This is a genomic window from Comamonas faecalis, from assembly GCF_039538025.1.
Taxonomy (GTDB): Bacteria; Pseudomonadota; Gammaproteobacteria; order Burkholderiales; family Burkholderiaceae_C; genus Comamonas_C; species Comamonas_C faecalis.
Window position 1 is genome coordinate 110,651 of record NZ_BAABBP010000001.1, and the last position, 17,093, is coordinate 127,743.

Genomic DNA, 17,093 nt, shown 5'->3' on the forward strand with positions numbered 1-17,093 from the left:
TGCGCGGTGGAGATGCTGGGGCAGGGGCCGCGCCTGCGTCAGACCAGCTGTACGGCGTTGCCCTGGCCGCGCGGCGCGATGGTGCCGATGGCGTGCACCGTCTCGCTGTGGGCGCGCAGCGTGGCGGCCACGGCGTCGGCGGCATCGGCCGCGGCGACGACCACCATGCCGATGCCGTTGTTGAAGGTGCGGTTCATCTCGACCTCGTCGATGCCGGCGGTGGCCTGCAGCCAGGCGAACAGCTCGGTTTGCGGCCAGCTGCCGCGGCCCAGCTGCGCGGCCAGGCCGTCGGGCAGCACGCGCGGAATGTTCTCCAGCAGCCCGCCGCCGGTGATGTGCGCCAGCGCCTTGATGCCGCCTTGCGCGGCCGAATGCGGGTGCGCGGCCAGTGCGGCCAGCACGCTCTTGACGTACAGGCGGGTGGGCTCCATCACCGCCTGCTTGAAGGGCTTGCCGTCCAGCGTGGCCGGCGCGCCGCTGCCGGCGCGCTCGATGCACTTGCGCACCAGCGAAAAGCCGTTGGAGTGCACGCCGCTCGACGCCAGGCCCAGCACCACGTCGCCCGCCTGCACGTTCTGGCCGTTCAGGATTTTTGATTTTTCGACGGCGCCGACCGCAAAGCCGGCCAGGTCGTACTCACCGGCGGGATACATGCCGGGCATCTCGGCGGTCTCGCCGCCGATCAGCGCGCAGCCCGACAGCTCGCAGCCGCGGGCAATGCCGCCGACCACGGCCGCCGCCGTGTCCACGTCCAGCTTGCCGCAGGCGAAGTAGTCCAGGAAGAACAGCGGCTCGGCGCCCTGCACCAGCACGTCGTTGACGCTCATCGCCACCAGGTCGATGCCCACTGTGTCGTGCATGTTCCACTCGAAGGCCAGCTTGAGCTTGGTGCCCACGCCATCGGTGCCGCTGACCAGCACCGGCTCCTTGTACTTCTTGGGCACCTCGAACAGCGCGCCAAAGCCGCCGATGCCGGCCATCACGCCCTCGCGCATGGTTTTCTTGGCCAGAGGCTTGATGCGCTCGACCAGCGCGTCGCCCGCGTCGATGTCGACGCCGGCGTCTTTGTAGGAAATGGGGGAGGGTGTGGTGCTCATGGAAGATGCAAGCGCTTGGGGTGGACAGCAAACGGCGAATTTTAAGCCGCCGTAGAATCGCGGACTGTCCCGGAGTGTCCAAGTGACCCGCCCCGCCAGGGGGCAAACGCACACCGGGCGGCCCTGGCGCATGCCGCGCACCCTGGCGCACCACCGCGCCGCTGCCTGTATTTCATGCCTTCCATGTTGTTTTTCCACCCCTGCCGCGGCAGGCCTGCGCTGCGATGAGGCAGCTGGCCCTGGACATCGGGCTGACGCCAGGCCCGACGCTGGACAACTTTCACCCCGGCCCCAATGCCCAGGCGCTGCAGCACCTGCGCCTGGCGCTGGGCGCAGGTGGCAGTGCCTATCCGCCGGTGCCCACCTATCTGTGGGGCGCGGCCGGCAGCGGCAAGACACACTTGCTGCGCGCGGTGCACGAGGCGCTGCGCGAGCAGGGCGCGGTCTGCGGCTGGATGGATCCGTCGGTGGCGCATGCCGCTGCGTTCGACGAGCGCTGGAGCGCGGTGCTGCTCGACGGCGTGCACCTGTACGACAGCGCGCAGCAGGCGCAGGCGTTCAACTGGTTCGTCAACGCCATCAACCCCATGCAGGGCGCGGCGCGCTGGGTGCTGGCCGCGGGAGACGTGCCGCCGGCCGACCTGCCGCTGCGCGACGACTTGCGTACCCGCCTGGGCTGGGGCCACGTGTTCGGGCTGCAGCCGCCGGACGACGCCGGGCGGCGCGCGGTACTGCGCCAGCAGGCCGACGCGCGCGGCGTGTTCCTGTCCGACGAGGTGCTGGACTACATGCAAAGCCGCTTCTCGCGCGACCTGGCCAGCCTGAGCGCGCTGCTCGAACGCCTGGACGCGTTTGCGCTGCGCTCGCAGCGCGCGATCACCATCGCGCTGCTCAAGACCATGCTGGAGAGCGAATGAGCATGGGTGCCGTTGTTTTCTTCTTTCCTGTTGCATGACCACTGACCCACCAACCTGCGCACCAGCGCCCGCCCGAACGCGGCTGGCGCTGTTCGACCTCGACCATACGCTGCTGCCGCTGGACTCCGACTACGAGTGGGGCGAGTTCACCATCCGCATCGGCTGGTGCGACCCGGGCGACTTCGGGCGGCGCAACCAGGCCTTCTTCGACGACTACCTGGCCGGGCGCCTGGACGTGCACGACTACGTGCGCTTTGCCACCGACGCGGTGCGCCGCGCCGGCCCCGAGGCCGCTGCCGAGGCGCATGCGCGCTTCATGCGCGAGGTGATCGTGCCGGCGGTGCGCCCCGAGGCATTGGCGCTGCTGGCGCGCCACCGCGACGCGGGCGACGAGGTGGTCATCATCACCGCGACCAACGAGTTCGTCACCGGCCCCATCGCCCAGCTCTTGGGCGTGCGGGAGCTGGTGGCGGTGCAGCTGGCGCGCGGCGCCGACGGCTGGATCACCGGCGAGATCGACGGCGTGCCGTCGATGCGCGAGGGCAAGGTCGCGCGCATGCAGGAATGGCTGTCCGCACGCGGCCTGGGCTGGGAGGACGTGGACGCCACCTTCTACAGCGACTCGTTCAACGACGTGCCGCTGCTCGAACGCGTGCAACACCCCGTGGCCACCAACCCCGACGAGCGCCTGCGCGCGCTGGCCACGGAGCGCGGCTGGCCCGTGCTCGAACTGTTCAACGAAAAAACATGATCAAACAATTCATCGACAAGCTGCTGGGCCACGGCGCCGGCGGCAAGGGCGGCAAGCGCCGCTTCGGCAAGCGCCAGGAAGTGCCCGCCAGTGTGCATGGCATCGACCCGCAGCTGGTGGACCGGCGCGCCGTGGACGTGGTGCGCACGCTCAAGGACGCTGGCTTCGAGGCCTACATCGTCGGCGGCGCGGTGCGCGACCTGCTGCTGGGCCTCAAACCCAAGGACTTCGACGTGGCCACCAACGCCACGCCCGAGCAGGTCAAAGGGCTGTTCCGCCGCGCCTTCATCATCGGCAAGCGCTTTCGCATCGTGCACGTGGTGCACGGGCGCGGGCGCGAGCACGAGGTGATCGAGGTCTCCACCTTCCGCGCCTACCTGGACAACACCGCCGCCGAGCAGGTCAGCGGCAACGAGAAGACCAGCAAGGCGGCCCTGGCCGGCATGAAGCACGCGGTGGATTCCAGCGGCCGTGTGCTGCGCGACAACGTCTGGGGCCCGCAGGATGAGGACGCCGCGCGGCGCGACTTCACCGTCAACGCGATGTACTACGACCCCGAGACGCAGATCGTCGTCGACTACCACAAGGGCATTGCCGACGCCAATGCACGCGTGCTGCGCATGATTGGCGACGCCGCCGCGCGCTACCGCGAGGATCCGGTGCGCATCATTCGCGCGGTGCGCTTTGCCGCCAAGCTCTCGCGCCTGGGCTTTGCGCTGGAGCCCAAGACGGCCAAGCCGCTGGTCGCCAGCGAGCACCTGCTGCAGGAGGTGCCGCAAAGCCGGCTGTTCGACGAAATGCTCAAGCTGTTGCAGACCGGGCATTCGCTGGCCTCGGTCGAGCAGCTCAGGAAGCTGGGCCTGGCGCGCGGCATCTACCCGCTGCTCGACATCGTCGTCGCGCGCGCCGATCTGCCCATGGTGAAGGCCGTGCTGGCCGACACCGACCGGCGCGTGGGCGAGGGCAAGGCCGTCGCGCCCAGCTTTCTGCTGGCCTGCGTGCTGTGGCAGGACGTGCAGGAGCGCTGGCAGCACAACCTGGCGCGCGGCGAACACGCGTTTCCGGCACTGCAGGGCGCGATCGACTCGGTGTTCGAGCAGCGCATCGGCGACGTGTCGGGCCGCGGCAAGCTGGCCGCCGACATGCGCGAGATCTGGGCCATGCAGCCGCGCTTCGAGAAGCGCTCGGGCAATCAGCCCTTTGGCATGGTGGCGCACATCCGCTTTCGCGCCGGATTCGACTTTCTGCGTCTGCGCGCCGACGTGGGCGAGGTCGAGGAGGAACTGGTCAGCTGGTGGCAGGAGTTCTCGATTGCCGACGACGGCCGCCGCGAGGACATGCTCGCCCAGGTGCGCGAGCAGCTGCGCCAGTCGCAGCGCGAGCGCCAGCGCAAGGCGCCGGCCAAGGCCGGTGCCGCCCCGGCGCGCGGCGTGGCCAAGGCGCTGGCAGCGCATGAAGATGCAGACATGGCCCCGCCGGACGCCGGCGACGGCGTGCCGCATGACGCGCCCAAGAAACGCCGCCGGCGCCGGCGCAAGCCCGCCGGCAGCGGCCAGGGCGAGGCGCAGCACCCGCCCGGCGACGGCGCGTGAGCGCGGCCTGGGTCGGCCTGGGCGCCAATCTGGGCGATGCGCGCGCCGCGCTTGCCGCGGCGGTGCGGGCGCTGGCGCAGCTGCCCGGCACGCGGCTGCAGCAGGTCTCGTCGCTGTACACCAGCGCACCGGTGGACGCCGCTGGCCCGGATTACCTCAACGCCGTGGCGCGGCTGGACACCACGCTTGCGCCGCTGGCGCTGCTGCACGCTCTGCAGGCCATCGAGAACGCCGCCGGGCGCGAGCGCCCCTACCGCAACGCGCCGCGCACGCTGGACCTGGACCTGCTGCTCTACGCCGGCCAGCGGCTGGATACGCCGGCGCTGCAGCTGCCGCACCCGCGCATGCAGGAGCGCGCCTTCGTGCTGCTGCCGCTGGCGGAAATATCACCCGAGCAGGTGGATGCTGCCGCGCTGCAGGCGGTGGCCGGCCAGCGGCTGGCGCGTCTGGACGGTGATTGGTGGTGACTTGCGCCCCGGCCGGGTTATTCCATTTCCATATCAACCGATTACTTTGTCGGCTTCGCTTGTCGTGCTGCAGCACTGTCTGCGCTTCACCTTCGCGTACTCGATCGATATAGAAATGGAATTACCCGGCCTCTGACAGGTACTGCTGTCGCAGCGCGCGCTTGAGCAGCTTGCCGCTGGGGTTCTTGGGCAGCTGGTCGACGAAGACCACCCGCTTGGGCGCCTTGAAGCCCGCCATGTGCTGGTTGCAGTGCGCGACGACGGCGGCCTCGTCCAGGGCGTGGCCGTCCTTGACGACGACGATGGCGGTCACCGCCTCGACCCACTTGGGATCGGGCAGGCCGATCACCGCCACCTCGCTGACCTGGGGCATGCGGTAAATCATTTCCTCGACCTCGCGGCTGGCGACGTTCTCGCCGCCGCTCTTGATCATGTCCTTCTTGCGGTCGACGACGGTGATGAAGCCCTCGTCGTCGATGGTGCCCAGGTCGCCGCTGTGAAACCATCCGCCCTCGAACGCCGCCAGCGTGCGCTCGTCGTCGTGCAGATAGCCCAGCATCAGGTGGGGCGAGCGGTGCACGATCTCGCCCACCTCGCCGACCGCGACGTCCTGCATCCGGTCGTCGACGATGCGCGTCTGCACGTTGCGCGCCGCGCGCCCGGCAGAGCCGGCCTTGCGCAGCTGATCCTGCGGCAGCAGCAGCGTGGCCAGCGGCGCAATCTCGGTCTGGCCGTACAGGTTCCACAGCCGCACCGCGGGCAGGCGCTCGGCCATCTCCCTGAGCACCTGCACCGGCATGATCGATGCGCCGTAGTAGCCCTTGGCCAGGTGGGTCAGGCGCGCCGGGTCGAACAGCGGCGAGCGCAGGAGCGCGATCCACACCGTCGGCGGCGCGAAGAAGCTGGTGATGGCGTGCTGCTGCAGCAGCGCCAGCAGGTTGTCGGGCGTCGGCTTTGCGGTGATGACGTTGGTGCTGCCCATGTAGACGGCCGGGCCGAAGAACACGTCCAGCTGCGCGCAGTGGTACAGCGGCAGCGCGTGCAGAGTCACGTCGGCCTCGGCGATCTCGGCGTCGATCACGCAGCTGACGTACTGCCACAGCACCGCGTCGTGCGTCAGCATCGCACCCTTCGGCGACGACTCGGTGCCGCTGGTGTAGACGATTTGCGCCACGTCGGTGCTGCCCAGTTGCGGCTCGGGCAGGGCATCGGTGCAGGCGGCCAGCTGGTGGAAGTCGTGCATGCCGGCCACCGGCGCGCTGTCTTCCTCGGAGGGCAGCCAGATGAACTGCGCCACCTGCGTGTCCAGGCGTGCCGCTGCCTGGGCCAGCTCGGCCAGGCCGCTGTCGGTGGCCAGCGTGCGCGCGCCGGCGTGGCGCAGGATGAAGGCTACCTCGTCGGCCTTGAGCATGAAGTTGATCGGCACCAGCACCGCGCCGCGGCGCGCCAGCGCAAAGCGCAGCGCGGCAAAGCCGTGCGAGTTGCGCGCCAGCACGGCCACCTTGTCGCCCTCGGCCACGCCAATGGCCGCCAGGCCCGCGGCCAGGCGCGAGACCAGCGTGTCGAACTCGGCATAGCTCCAGCGAGTGCCGCCGCAGGCGATGCCCGTCTTGTGGGGCAGGCGCAGCGCGGTGCGCGTGAGCACGTCGGCGATGGTCTGGCGGCGCACGGCCGGGGAGATGGGGGCGGTCATTGGTGTGTCTCCTGTTTCTGTTTGCTGATTCCATTTCTATATCAACCGATTACTTTGTTGGCTTCGCTTGTCGTGCTGCAGCACTGTCTGCGCTTCACCTTCGCGTACTCGATCGATATAGAAATGGAATGAAACGGCCATTGTGATGGGGCGGCGCGCCGACGCACAAACCGGGTCTGTACCGCAGGGGACAGCGCCCACGGACCACCGGTGCCGGACACAAAAAAGCGCAGCCGCCCGTCGCCAGGCGGCTGCGCCGTAGGCAGGGCAGCTGTGTCAGTCGACCTTGGCGCCCGAGGCCTTCACCAGCGGCTGGTATTTGGCGCGCTCGGCGGCCATGAACTGGTCGAACTGCGCGGGCGTGCTGGCCACGGGCTCGGCCAGCAGGTTCTCGAAGCGCTCGCGCGTGGCTGGTGCCGCCAGCGCCGCGCCAAAGGCCTGGCTCAGCTTGTCGAGCACCGGCGCGGGCGTGCCCGCGGGGGCGACCAGGCCCCACCAGGTGTCGATGGCAAAGCCCGGGTAGCGGGCCGACATCGGCGCCACGCCGGGCAGCATCGGGCTGGGGTTCAGCGAGGTGACCGCCAGTGCCTTGAGCTTGCCCGACTTGATGTTGGGCGCGGCGGCGGCCAGGTTGTCGAAGTTGAAGTCCACCTCGCCGGCCAGCAGCGCCAGCTGCGCCGGGTTGGCGCCGCGGTAGGGAATGTGCAGCGCAAAAATGCCCGCCTGGTGCTTGAACAGCTCGCCGGCCAGGTGGCCGGCGCTGCCGTTGCCGCCGCTGCCGTAGTTGAGCTGGCCCGGGTGGGCCTTGCCGTAGGCGACCAGGTCGGCCAGCGAGTTGATGCCGAGCCTGGCCGCGCGATCGGCGTTGACGACGAGCACGTTGGGCACGCGCACCATTTGCGTGACGCCGGCAAAGTCGCGGCCCGCGTCGTAGGGCATCTTGCTGAACAGCCAGGGGTTGACCGCGTGCGTGGCCGTGGCGGCGATGCCGATGGTCGTGCCGTCGGGCGCGGCCTTGGCAACCACGTCGGCGCCGATGTTGCCGCCCGCGCCGGCCTTGTTCTCGACGACCACGGTGCCCAGCGTGTCCTTGACGCCTTCGGCCAGCACGCGCGCGGTGATGTCCAGCGGCCCGCCCGGCGGGTAGGGCACGATCAGGCGGATCGGGCCGTTCTGGGCGTGTGTCAGCGGGCTGGCCAGGGCGGCCGCGAAGGTGGCGGCCAGCAGCAGTTGTCTGCGTTGCATCAGGACTCCTTGGGGATGGGGTGGTTCAAAGGGTTGCCGCTTCGGGCCGGGCGTCGTGCTTGTCGGCCTCGCTGGTAAAGGCGTCGGCGTAGAAGGCTTCGGGCGGCAGGCCGCGTTCTTTGGTGTAGGCAGCCAGCGCCGCATCGACGACGACGGGCGCGCCGCAGGCGTAGACCTCGTGGCCCGACAGGTCGGCAAAGTCCTGCAGCACCGCCTGGTGCACAAAGCCGGTGCGTCCCTGCCAGCCGTCCTCGGGCAGCGCGTCGGAGGCGACGGGCACATAGGTCAGCTGCGGCATGGCCTGCTGCTGCGCGCGCACCCAGGCGTCCAGGTACAGGTCGCGCGGGCGGCGCGCGCCCCAGTACAGCGTGATGGGGCGTGTGCTGCCCAGGTGCTGCAGGTGCTCGATCAGCGCCTTGATCGGCGCCAGGCCGGTGCCCGAGGCCAGCGCGATGATGGGCTTGCTGCCGTCCTCGCGCAGGTAGAAGCTGCCGAACGGCCCCTCGATGCGCAGGATGTCTTTCTCCTTCATCGCGCCGAACACGTGGTCGGTGAACAGGCCGCCTGGCATGTGGCGCAGGTGCAGCTGCACCATGGGCTCGGTGGCCAGCGTGTGCGGCGCGTTGGCCATCGAATATGAGCGGCGCGCGCCATCCTTGAGCACGAACTCGATGTACTGCCCCGCGTGGTAGCGCAGCGGCGTGCCGGCGGGCAGTTGCAGGCGCAGCTCCATCACGTCGTGTGCCAGGCGGCTCATCCGTGCGATGCGCACCGGCAGCTTCTTGACCGGGAAGGCGCTCTCGTCGGTCACCTGGCGCGACTCGATCACCACGTCGCCCAGCGCCACGGCGCTGCAGGTCAGGATCATGCCGGCCTGCTCCTCCTCGGCGCTGAGCGCGCGCGGCTGGTGCGGGCCGTGCACCACCGCGCCTTCGAGCTTCTTGCACTTGCACGAACCGCAGGCGCCGTCGCGGCAGCCGTAGGGCAGGCCGATGCCCGCGCGGATCGCCGCAGCCAGAATGGTCTCGCCGTTGTGCGTGCTGAAGCTGCGCCCGCTGGGCGCGACCGTGACCTTGTGCCCGGACTCGGAAGTCGTCATGGACTGGTTATCCTTGTTTGTTTCGGTCAAAAACAGTCTATTTTGCCTTCGAACCAAAACCCCCTGGGGGCGCTGCCGGCGCGCTTTCGCCGTCCGCGCCTGCTGATCGTCGGCTGCGGCGACGTCGGCCAGCGCGTGCTGCGCCAGCAGGCGCGCGCCCTGCAGCACGGGCGCGGCCCGCGCGTGCTGGTGCTGTTGCGCGAGCCGGCGCGCGCAGCACAACTGCGCGCCGCGGGCGCGGTGCCGCTGGCGGGCGACCTGGACGCGCCGGCCACGCTGGCCCGCTTTGCCGGCCTGGCCACACAGCTGCTGCACCTGGCGCCGCCGCCGGCCCGGGGCGCGCACGACACGCGCACCCGCGCGCTGGTGCAGGCGCTGCGCCGGCGCAGCGCGCCGCGGGCCCTGGTCTATGTCTCGACCACCGGCGTCTATGGCGACTGCGCCGGCCAGTGGGTCGACGAGTCGCGCCCGGTGGCGCCGGCAACGGCGCGCGCGCAGCGCCGCGTCGACGCCGAGGACATGCTGCGCCTGCTCGGGCGCTCGGGGGGCGTGCGCACCAGCGTGCTGCGCGCGCCAGGCATCTACGCCGCCGATCGCGCGGGCGGCACGCCGCAGGGGCGCCTGCTGCGCGCAACGCCGGTGCTGCGTGCCGAGGACGACGTCTACACCAACCACATCCACGCCGACGACCTGGCGCGCGCCTGCCTGGCGGCGCTGTGGCGCGGCCGGGCGCTGCGCACCTACCACGCAAGCGACGCCAGCGACCTGAAGATGGGCGACTACTTTGACCTGGCGGCCGACCTGTACGGCCTGCCGCGCCCGCCGCGCGTGGCGCGCGCGCAGGCAGCCGAGGTCTTGCCCGCGACGCTGCTGAGCTTCATGGGCGAGTCGCGCCGCCTGCGCACCGTGCGCCTGGCGCGCGAGCTGCGCCTGGTGCTGCGCTACCCGACGGTGGCCGAGGGGCTGCGCGGTTGATTTCAGGGAATCGGGTAGGTATTGCCGCGGCTGTCGTAGCAGCGAAACACGTTGCAGTGCGTGATCTCGCGCGGCTGTGGGCGCGGCGGGCGCTGGTGGTGTGGCGGGCGCTGGTGCGGGGGCGGCACGACGATGACCGGTGCCGTGCTCGCCGTATCGGCCGCGCGTTCGCTGGCGATGCGCGCCTGCTCGTAGGGCGTCAGGCAGGCCAGGTCGGCCTGGCGCTGGGCGGCGTCCAGGCGCGCGCGGGTATCGAACAGGCTGGGGTCGAGCGTGGCCAGCTGCTGCGCCAGTGCCTGGCGCGCCTGGCGGCAGGCGCTGGACTGGGCGGGGTCGGGCGGCTGGGCCGGCGCCGGCGCGGCCTGTGCCTGGGCCGCGGCCTGGGCGGCTGCGTGTTCTTGCGCGCGGCGCGCCTGCTTGCGCTGCTCGGCCTCGGCGGCCTGCTGGCGCTCGCGGGCGATGTCCTCGGCGCTTGGCGGCGGCGCAATCTCCACGCCGCGCGCGCCTGCGTCGCAGCGGCCGTTGGTATAGGTCACGCTGCCGGTGGCCGGGTCGGTGCAGCGCACCACCTGGGCCCAGCCGGCGGCGGGCCAGGCCAGGGCGGCCAGCGCCAGCGCGGCGCATGCGGAGCACGCCAGCTGGCGGATGCGGGCGTGAGTGCGAAGGCGGTGAGGCAGCGTCATGGCGCGATTGTCCGCCGCTTCACAGCCAGCGCCGCGTACGCCGCAGGTAGTCGTCGAACGCGGCGCCAAAGCGTGCGCGCAGAAAGCGCTCCTCGGGCAGGATCTGCAGCCAGGTGAGCAGCGCGACCGACAGCGGCAGGCCCAGCCAGCTGGCCGCGTTGCCCAGCCACAGCGCCCAGCCGGCCAGCACCAGCAGCATGCCCAGGTACATGGGGTTGCGCGTGATGCGGTAGACCCCGCTGGTGACCAGCGCGCGCGTGTGCTGCGGCGCCAGCGGGTTGAAGGTGGTGCGTGCGCGGGCAAAGTGCGCCAGGCCCGCCAGCGCCAGCGCGCCGCCGAGGGCCGCCAGCACCAGCGCGGCCACCGTGGCCCAGAGTTGACCCTGGGGCCACAGCTGTGCCTGGGGCAGGGCGCGCGCCAGCGCCCACATGACGAGGGCGCACAGGCCGTCGATGACCGGCGGCGGAAGGCGCAGCTCGTACCAATTGCGTTGCATCGTCTGTTTCCTCGGAGCGTGTTTACGATCTTTTCATGATGCCCGCAATGCAGCAAAAAGCCGCAATCGAGGCGCGCGCCGCAGGCCATGCTGGTGGCCTGGACAAGGTGCGCAACGCTGAGTGCGGCTTTTTGCTGCATTGCCCGAAGGGTTGCCCCGCAAAAGCAGCGTCTGCGGCGTTGCAAATACTCGCCGGGCCACCAGCCCGGCTGCGCTTTGCGCCTTGCAGCCACCGCTTTTGCGGGGCAACGGGCACTATGAAAAGATCGTAAACACGCTCTCAGATCGACGTTGCCAGCGTGCGCCGGCGCAGCGCCAGCCACAGCAGCGCGGCCGCGGTGATGGCCAGTGGCGCGAGGGAGCCGAGGTTGAGCCACAGCCAGCCCTGCGTCGTCACCAGCGCGCCCGAGGCGAACGAGGTCAGCGCCATGGTCGCGAACACGCAGAAGTTGATCGCCGCCTGCGCGCGGTCTTTTTCCTCGGGGCGGTAGGCGGTCAGCGCCAGCGTGGTGCTGCCGGTGAACAGAAAATTCCAGCCCACGCCCAGCAGCGTGAGCGACAGCAGAAAGTGCGTCATGCCCACGCCCGACAGCGCCACGCCCACGCACACCAGGTTGAGCAGCACGCCCAGGCCCATCACGGGCAGCACGCCCCAGCGCTTGATCAGGCTGCCGGTGAAAAAGCCCGGCGCATACATGCCGATCACGTGCCACTGCAGCACCTGGGCGGTGGCGCCGAAGTCGAAGCCGCACATGTCCATGGCCAGCGGTGTGGCGGCCATCAAAAGGTTCATCACGCCATAGCCCATGGCAGCGCCCAGCGTGGCGACGATGAACACCGGGTGGCGCATGATCTGGCCCAGGCTGCGCCCCTTGGCCGCGTGGGCGGCGTGTGCGTGCACAGCGGGGAATTTGATCAGCGCCACCACGCCCATGGCCAGCAGCGCGACGGCGGCCAGCGCCAGGTAGGCGCCGACGAAGGGCGTGGGCAGCAGCGCGCGCGTCCACGCGGCCAGGTTGGGGCCGATGACGCCGCCGAGCAGCCCGCCCGCGAGCACCAGCGAGACGGCTTTTTCGCGCCAGCCGGGCGCGACCAGCTCGGCCGCGGCAAAGCGGTAGAGCTGGCCGTTGGCGTTGTAGTAGCCGGCAATCGCGGTGGCCGCCAGCAGCAGCGTGAAATGGCGCGACCAGGCTGCGTAGGCCGCAAGAAGCGCCGACGCCAGCGCTATCGCAAGGCCGATCTGGAACGACCCGCGCCGGCCAAAGCGCGTCTGCGTGCGCGCCACCAGCGGCGCGGAAATGGCGCCGCCGACCACGTAGCCCATCACCGGCAGCGTGGCCATCCAGCCGTAGGGCGCCAGTTGCAGGCCGACCAGGCCGTTGATTGCGATGAAGGTGACGTTGTTGACCAGAAACAGGCCCTGGGCCAGGGTCAGCAGCAGCAGGTTGACGTTCATGGACGGGCAGTGTATCGGTGGCGCGGCGGCGTCGCCTGGGTGACATTTTTGGCCCCCGATAGCGCCCGCAGGGCGCGCCCGTGCTGGGTTTCACGCTTGCCGCTGGCGCGGGTCGGGGTAAAGATGCAGCGCCATGAACACCTCTGCCACCACCCCTTCCCACAATCCCCCCTACGTTCCCCAGATCCGCCTGTACCAGGACTGGCTGCGCGAGCGGCACGGCCTGCAGTTCGACGACTACGCAGCGCTGTGGCGCTGGTCGGTCAGCGACCTGGACGCCTTCTGGCAAAGCATCTGGGACTATTTCGAACTGTGCTCGCCCACGCCGCACCGGGCGGTACTCGCGCGCAACGTGATGCCCGGCGCCGAGTGGTTCCCGGGCGCGCAGGTCAACTACGCGCAGCAGGCGCTGCGCCATGTGGACGCGGCGCACGCCGCGGGCCTGGCCGCCATCATTTGTGAGAACGAGCACGGCGATGTGACCGAGCTGTCCTGGCCCGAGCTGCGCCGCCAGGTCGCGGCGCTGGCGCTGCACCTTCGGAAGCAGGGCGTTGAGCCGGGTGACCGCGTGGCCGCCTACCTGCCCAACATCGCGCAGGCGGCGGTCGCCTTCCTGGCCGTCGCGTCGATCGGCGCGGTGTGGAGCGTGTGCGCGCCCGACATGGGCACCGGCGCGGTGCTCGACCGCTTTCGCCAGATCGAGCCCAAGGTGCTGATCGCGGTCAACGGCGTGACCTGGGCCGGGCGCGACATAGTCCGCGCCGACGTGGTGCGCGAGCTGCGCAGTCAGCTGCCCAGCCTGCGCCACGTCATCGGCGTGCACAACCTGGCGCAGGCGCCGGCGCTGGAGGACGCGGCCGACTTCGGCGCCATCTGCGCGCGCGACGACGACCAGACCCGCGGCTTTGCACCGGCGTGGCTGCCTTTCGACCATCCGCTGTGGATCGTCTACTCCAGCGGCACAACGGGCCTGCCCAAGCCCATCGTGCATTCGCATGGCGGCATCCTGCTCGAAGCAATGGCCGGCGGGCTGCACACCGACCTGGGCTGCAGCTATGCGCCCAACAGCTGGGGCGAGCGTTTTTGCTGGTACAGCTCGACGGGCTGGATCATGTGGAACATGCAGGTGGCCGGGCTGCTGACGGGCACCACCTGCGTGATCCTGGACGGCAGCCCCGCCGGCTCGCGCGACGCGCCCGACTGGCACACGCTGTGGCGCTTTGCCGCGCGCCACGGCGTCACCTTCCTGGGATCGGGCGCGGCGGTCTACGCCGGCTGCATGAAGGCGGGCGTCGATCTGTCCGGCTGCGGCGACCTGTCGCGCCTGCGTGCGCTGGGCACGACCGGTTCGCCCCTGCCCGCGCAGGTGCAGCAGTGGGGCACGGAGCAATTTCGCGCCATTGCCGCAACGCCGGCGCAGCAGGACATCTGGTGGTTCAACATCTCGGGCGGCACCGACTTTGCCGGCGGCTTCATCGGCGGCACGCGCGAGCTGCCCCAGAGCGCCGGCATGATGCAGTGCCGCATGCTGGGCGCGGCCGTCGAGGCCTGGAACGATGCCGGCGAGCCCGTCGTCGGCGAGGTGGGCGAGCTGGTGTGCACCCAGCCCATTCCGTCGATGCCGCTGTCGTTCTGGAACGACCCGGGCAACGCCCGCTACCTGGCCAGCTACTTCGAGATGTACCCGCCCGGCCACGGCCGCAGGCCCGGCGGCGGCGACCTGGGTGCCGAGGCCGGCAGCGTCTGGCGCCACGGCGACTGGCTGCGCATCGGCGACGAGAGCGGAGAGGGCGAGTGGTGCGTGATCTACGGCCGCTCGGACGCGACCATCAACCGCCACGGCCTGCGCATGGGCACCAGCGAGATCTACAGCGCGGTGGAGACGCTGCCCGAGGTGCTCGACAGCATGGTGGTCGACCTGGAATTCCTGGGGCGCGAGAGCTTCATGCCGCTGTTCGTCGTGCTGCGCCCGGGCGTCGCGCTGGACGATGCGCTGAAGAACCGCCTGTCGGACGCGATCCGCGCCAGCCTGAGTCCGCGCTTTGTGCCAGACGCGATCGAGCAGGTGCCCGAGATCCCGCGCACGCTGTCGGGCAAGAAGCAGGAGCTGCCGATCAAGAAGCTGCTGCTGGGCCAGCCGCTGGAGAAGGTGGTGAACAAGGAGGCCATGGCCAACCCCGGATCGCTGCAGTGGTATGTGGACTACGCCGCGGGCCGCGCGGCGCAGGCCGGCGCATAGGGGTCGGCTACAGCACCACGCTGGCGCCGTGCTCGGGCACGCGCGCCGGCCAGTGCAGTCCGTGGTTGATGCGCTGGCGCAGCGCGTCGGCCGCCGCCAGCTCGCCGTGCACCACATAGACATGCCGGGGCGCGGCGGGCAGCTGGCGCAGCCAGGCCAGCAGCTGCTCGCTGTCGGCGTGCGCCGAGGCACTGGCCAGCTGCACCACCTCGGCGTGGATCGCCACCTCGCGGCCGTGGATACGGATGGATTTTTCGCCCGCCGCAATGCGCGCGCCGCGCGTGCCACCCGCCTGGTGGCCGGTCAGGATGACCATGTTGCGGTGGTCGCCCGCATACAGCGCCAGATGGTGCAATACCCGCCCGCCGGTGGCCATGCCGCTGGCCGACAGAATCACGCGCGGGCCGTGCAGGCGCGCCAGCGCCTTGGAGTCCTCCACATCGCGCACCAGTGTGGTGCCGTGCGCCATGGCGACAAGATCGGCGTGGGTCAGGCAGTGGTCGCGCGCGTACTGGCCAAACAGCACGGTGGTGTCCACCGCCATCGGGCTGTCCAGGTAAACGGGCAGCGCCGCAGGCAGGCGTCCCTGCTGCTTGAGCCGGGCAATCGCGTGCAGCACCGTCTGCGCCCGCCCTACGGCAAACACCGGAACCACGGCCACGCCGCCGCGCGCGGCCAGGCGCGCCAGCGGCGCGGCCAGCTCGTCGAGCACATCGGTGGCCGGGTGCTGGCGCTCGCCATAGGTGGACTCGACCAGCACCGTGTCGGCTGCGGGTGGCGGCTCGGGCGCGCACATCAAAAGGTCGTCCGGCCGGCCCAGGTCGCCCGAGAACAGGATGCGCCGTCCGCTCACCTCCAGCAGCACGCTGGCTGCGCCCAGAATGTGGCCGGCGCGCGTGAAGGAGGCACGCCAGCCGGGCAGCGGCTCGAAGGGCGTGTGCCAGGGGCGCTCCTGCAGCAGGCGCAGGCTGTGCAGCGCGTCCTGGCGGGTGTACAGCGGCAGAGCCGGGCTGTGGCGCGTGAGGCGGTGACGGTTCAGGTAAGCCGCTTCTTCCTCCTGCAGATGGCCGCTGTCGGGCAGCAAGATGGCGCACAGCGCGCGCGTGGCGGCGGTAGCGAACACCGGCCCGGCAAACCCCTCGCGCGCCAAGAGCGGCAGGTAGCCGCTGTGATCCAGGTGGGCATGGGTGAGCAGCACCGCGTCGATGCTGGCGGGCGCCACCGGCAGCGGCTGCCAGTTGCGCTCGCGCAGCAGCTTGTAGCCCTGAAACAGCCCACAGTCGACCAGCAGGCTCTGCCCGCCGTGGCGCACCAGGTATTTGGAGCCGGTGACGGTGGCGGCGCCGCCGAGGAAGGTGAGGGTGACGGGCATGGGGCACTCCGTGCGGTGGTGGTTCCCCATCACCGTAACAGACGCTCGGGCGAATTTTCCACCGCTTGCATGGATCGTGGGTTTCAGGCGCGAGGCTGCGCGAAGGTCACGGTAAGCTAGTGCAGTGTTCGACGCTATCTGCGACATAAAACCGCGTCTTTTCGGCCTGGGCGGCGTTGCAAATCCTCGCGATAGCGACGGCTATCGCTGCGGTTTGCGCCTTGCCCAGACCAAAAATCCATCGGTTTTATTTGTCACATCAAGCATCGAACACTGCACTAGGCTGCCGCGGTTCAGGATACGGCGTCTGCGGCCAATCTTTCCAGAAACATCTCGCACTCGTTGAGCGGCATGGGCCTGGCCAGCAAATAGCCTTGCAGCAGATGACAGCCGTGGTGCAGCAGCCATTGCTGTTGCTCGGGTGTTTCCACGCCTTCGGCCACCACTTGCAGATCCAGTCCGCGCGCCAGGGCAATCACGGTTTGCGCCACGGATACGTCTACCCGCTCGTGCGGCAGACAACTGCGCGACGCGCCCGGGCGTCGCGCTGGACGATGCGCTGAAGAACCGCCTGTCGGACGCGATCCGCGCCAGCCTGAGCCCGCGCTTTGTGCCAGACGCGATCGAGCAGGTGCCCGAGATCCCGCGCACGCTGTCGGGCAAGAAGCAGGAGCTGCCGATCAAGAAGCTGCTGCTGGGCCAGCCGCTGGAGAAGGTGGTGAACAAGGAGGCCATGGCCAACCCCGGATCGCTGCAGTGGTACGTGGACTATGCGGGCCGGCGCGCGCAGGAGGCAGATACCACTGCCTGATTCCATTTCTATATCAACCGATTACTTTGTCGACTTCGCTTGCCGTGCTACAGCACTGTCTGCGCTTCACCTTCGCGTACTCGATTGATATAAAAACGGAATGACGCGGCGCCAGCGCGGTGCGGCCGCTGCCGTCATGACAGGTTTGCACGCACTGCGCAACCTCCATCAGGCGAGCGCCCGGGACATTGCCCGGTTTG

At 70.1% G+C, this 17,093-nt stretch carries 15 protein-coding genes and 1 pseudogene; 7 read left to right on the top strand and 9 right to left on the bottom strand.

Annotated elements, in window-relative coordinates:
* Positions 1-38: 38 nt before the first annotated feature.
* Entirely contained in the window at positions 39-1,097 is a 1,059-nt protein-coding gene (purM, locus tag ABD767_RS00505; protein WP_344867554.1) for a phosphoribosylformylglycinamidine cyclo-ligase, read from the bottom strand.
* A gap of 224 nt (positions 1,098-1,321) precedes the next feature.
* On the opposite strand from purM, the gene hda reads away from it, so the two are divergent.
* From hda to folK, 4 genes are read left to right on the top strand one after another with little or no spacing between them, the layout of a single operon-like run.
* Entirely contained in the window at positions 1,322-2,014 is a 693-nt protein-coding gene (gene hda, locus ABD767_RS00510) for a DnaA regulatory inactivator Hda (RefSeq protein ID WP_344867556.1), read from the top strand.
* Between the two features lie 34 nt (positions 2,015-2,048).
* Positions 2,049-2,765, top strand: a complete 717-nt coding sequence (locus tag ABD767_RS00515; protein WP_344867558.1) for an HAD family hydrolase — start codon at positions 2,049-2,051, stop codon at positions 2,763-2,765.
* A complete protein-coding gene (pcnB, locus tag ABD767_RS00520) occupies positions 2,762-4,357 on the top strand; it encodes a polynucleotide adenylyltransferase PcnB (protein WP_344867559.1) in 1,596 nt (531 codons plus the stop codon). Before ABD767_RS00515 ends, pcnB begins: the two co-directional genes overlap by 4 nt.
* A complete protein-coding gene (gene folK, locus ABD767_RS00525) occupies positions 4,354-4,824 on the top strand; it encodes a 2-amino-4-hydroxy-6-hydroxymethyldihydropteridine diphosphokinase (RefSeq protein ID WP_103043553.1) in 471 nt (156 codons plus the stop codon). The genes pcnB and folK overlap by 4 nt, the downstream gene beginning before the upstream one ends.
* Before the next feature lie 121 nt (positions 4,825-4,945).
* Here the strand turns inward: folK and ABD767_RS00530 are convergent, their stop codons facing one another.
* From ABD767_RS00530 to ABD767_RS00540, 3 genes are all read right to left on the bottom strand, one after another.
* Positions 4,946-6,517 (bottom strand): acyl-CoA synthetase, encoded by a 1,572-nt coding sequence (locus ABD767_RS00530; RefSeq protein ID WP_344867561.1) that lies wholly within the window; start codon positions 6,515-6,517, stop codon positions 4,946-4,948.
* A 276-nt stretch (positions 6,518-6,793) separates the two neighbouring features.
* Positions 6,794-7,762: a Bug family tripartite tricarboxylate transporter substrate binding protein gene (locus ABD767_RS00535; protein WP_344867563.1), complete on the bottom strand. Its 969-nt coding sequence runs from the start codon at positions 7,760-7,762 to the stop codon at positions 6,794-6,796.
* Positions 7,763-7,787: 25 nt separating this feature from the next.
* Positions 7,788-8,861: a CDP-6-deoxy-delta-3,4-glucoseen reductase gene (locus tag ABD767_RS00540; protein WP_344867565.1), complete on the bottom strand. Its 1,074-nt coding sequence runs from the start codon at positions 8,859-8,861 to the stop codon at positions 7,788-7,790.
* Positions 8,862-8,903: 42 nt separating this feature from the next.
* On the opposite strand from ABD767_RS00540, the gene ABD767_RS00545 reads away from it, so the two are divergent.
* Entirely contained in the window at positions 8,904-9,836 is a 933-nt protein-coding gene (locus ABD767_RS00545; protein WP_344867567.1) for an SDR family oxidoreductase, read from the top strand.
* A gap of 2 nt (positions 9,837-9,838) precedes the next feature.
* Here the strand turns inward: ABD767_RS00545 and ABD767_RS00550 are convergent, their stop codons facing one another.
* The 3 genes from ABD767_RS00550 to ABD767_RS00560 form a co-directional block, all read right to left on the bottom strand.
* Complete coding sequence (locus ABD767_RS00550) at positions 9,839-10,519, bottom strand: DUF4124 domain-containing protein (RefSeq protein WP_344867569.1); 681 nt, start codon at positions 10,517-10,519, stop codon at positions 9,839-9,841.
* A gap of 19 nt (positions 10,520-10,538) precedes the next feature.
* Positions 10,539-11,015, bottom strand: coding sequence for a methyltransferase (locus tag ABD767_RS00555; protein ID WP_103046547.1), 477 nt, complete (start codon positions 11,013-11,015; stop codon positions 10,539-10,541).
* Between the two features lie 280 nt (positions 11,016-11,295).
* On the bottom strand, positions 11,296-12,471 hold the full coding sequence (locus tag ABD767_RS00560; protein ID WP_344867573.1) for an MFS transporter: 1,176 nt from the start codon (positions 12,469-12,471) through the stop codon (positions 11,296-11,298).
* Between the two features lie 133 nt (positions 12,472-12,604).
* On the opposite strand from ABD767_RS00560, the gene ABD767_RS00565 reads away from it, so the two are divergent.
* Entirely contained in the window at positions 12,605-14,710 is a 2,106-nt protein-coding gene (locus ABD767_RS00565; protein ID WP_344867575.1) for an acetoacetate--CoA ligase, read from the top strand.
* 7 nt (positions 14,711-14,717) lie between these two features.
* Here ABD767_RS00565 and ABD767_RS00570 read toward each other — a convergent pair whose 3' ends face one another.
* Complete coding sequence (locus tag ABD767_RS00570) at positions 14,718-16,082, bottom strand: MBL fold metallo-hydrolase (RefSeq protein ID WP_344867577.1); 1,365 nt, start codon at positions 16,080-16,082, stop codon at positions 14,718-14,720.
* 293 nt (positions 16,083-16,375) lie between these two features.
* Positions 16,376-16,699, bottom strand: coding sequence for an EAL domain-containing protein (locus ABD767_RS00575; RefSeq protein WP_344867744.1), 324 nt, complete (start codon positions 16,697-16,699; stop codon positions 16,376-16,378).
* Here ABD767_RS00575 and ABD767_RS00580 point away from each other — a divergent pair.
* Positions 16,615-16,893 (top strand): annotated as a pseudogene (locus ABD767_RS00580) (acetoacetate--CoA ligase); the annotation flags it as partial. The gene ABD767_RS00575 and the pseudogene ABD767_RS00580 overlap by 85 nt on opposite strands.
* Positions 16,894-17,093 lie beyond the last annotated feature (200 nt).

What these genes read in the sequence shown, in the direction of transcription:
- pcnB (WP_344867559.1), top strand. Translation starts at nt 2,762, where the DNA reads ATGATCAAACAATTCATCGACAAGCTGCTGGGCCACGGCGCCGGCGGC.
- ABD767_RS00555 (WP_103046547.1), bottom strand. Translation starts at nt 11,015, where the DNA reads ATGCAACGCAATTGGTACGAGCTGCGCCTTCCGCCGCCGGTCATCGAC.
- ABD767_RS00535 (WP_344867563.1), bottom strand. Translation starts at nt 7,762, where the DNA reads ATGCAACGCAGACAACTGCTGCTGGCCGCCACCTTCGCGGCCGCCCTG.
- purM (WP_344867554.1), bottom strand. Translation starts at nt 1,097, where the DNA reads ATGAGCACCACACCCTCCCCCATTTCCTACAAAGACGCCGGCGTCGAC.
- ABD767_RS00560 (WP_344867573.1), bottom strand. Translation starts at nt 12,471, where the DNA reads ATGAACGTCAACCTGCTGCTGCTGACCCTGGCCCAGGGCCTGTTTCTG.
- ABD767_RS00530 (WP_344867561.1), bottom strand. Translation starts at nt 6,517, where the DNA reads ATGACCGCCCCCATCTCCCCGGCCGTGCGCCGCCAGACCATCGCCGAC.
- hda (WP_344867556.1), top strand. Translation starts at nt 1,322, where the DNA reads ATGAGGCAGCTGGCCCTGGACATCGGGCTGACGCCAGGCCCGACGCTG.
- ABD767_RS00570 (WP_344867577.1), bottom strand. Translation starts at nt 16,082, where the DNA reads ATGCCCGTCACCCTCACCTTCCTCGGCGGCGCCGCCACCGTCACCGGC.
- ABD767_RS00565 (WP_344867575.1), top strand. Translation starts at nt 12,605, where the DNA reads ATGAACACCTCTGCCACCACCCCTTCCCACAATCCCCCCTACGTTCCC.
- ABD767_RS00550 (WP_344867569.1), bottom strand. Translation starts at nt 10,519, where the DNA reads ATGACGCTGCCTCACCGCCTTCGCACTCACGCCCGCATCCGCCAGCTG.
- ABD767_RS00515 (WP_344867558.1), top strand. Translation starts at nt 2,049, where the DNA reads ATGACCACTGACCCACCAACCTGCGCACCAGCGCCCGCCCGAACGCGG.
- ABD767_RS00540 (WP_344867565.1), bottom strand. Translation starts at nt 8,861, where the DNA reads ATGACGACTTCCGAGTCCGGGCACAAGGTCACGGTCGCGCCCAGCGGG.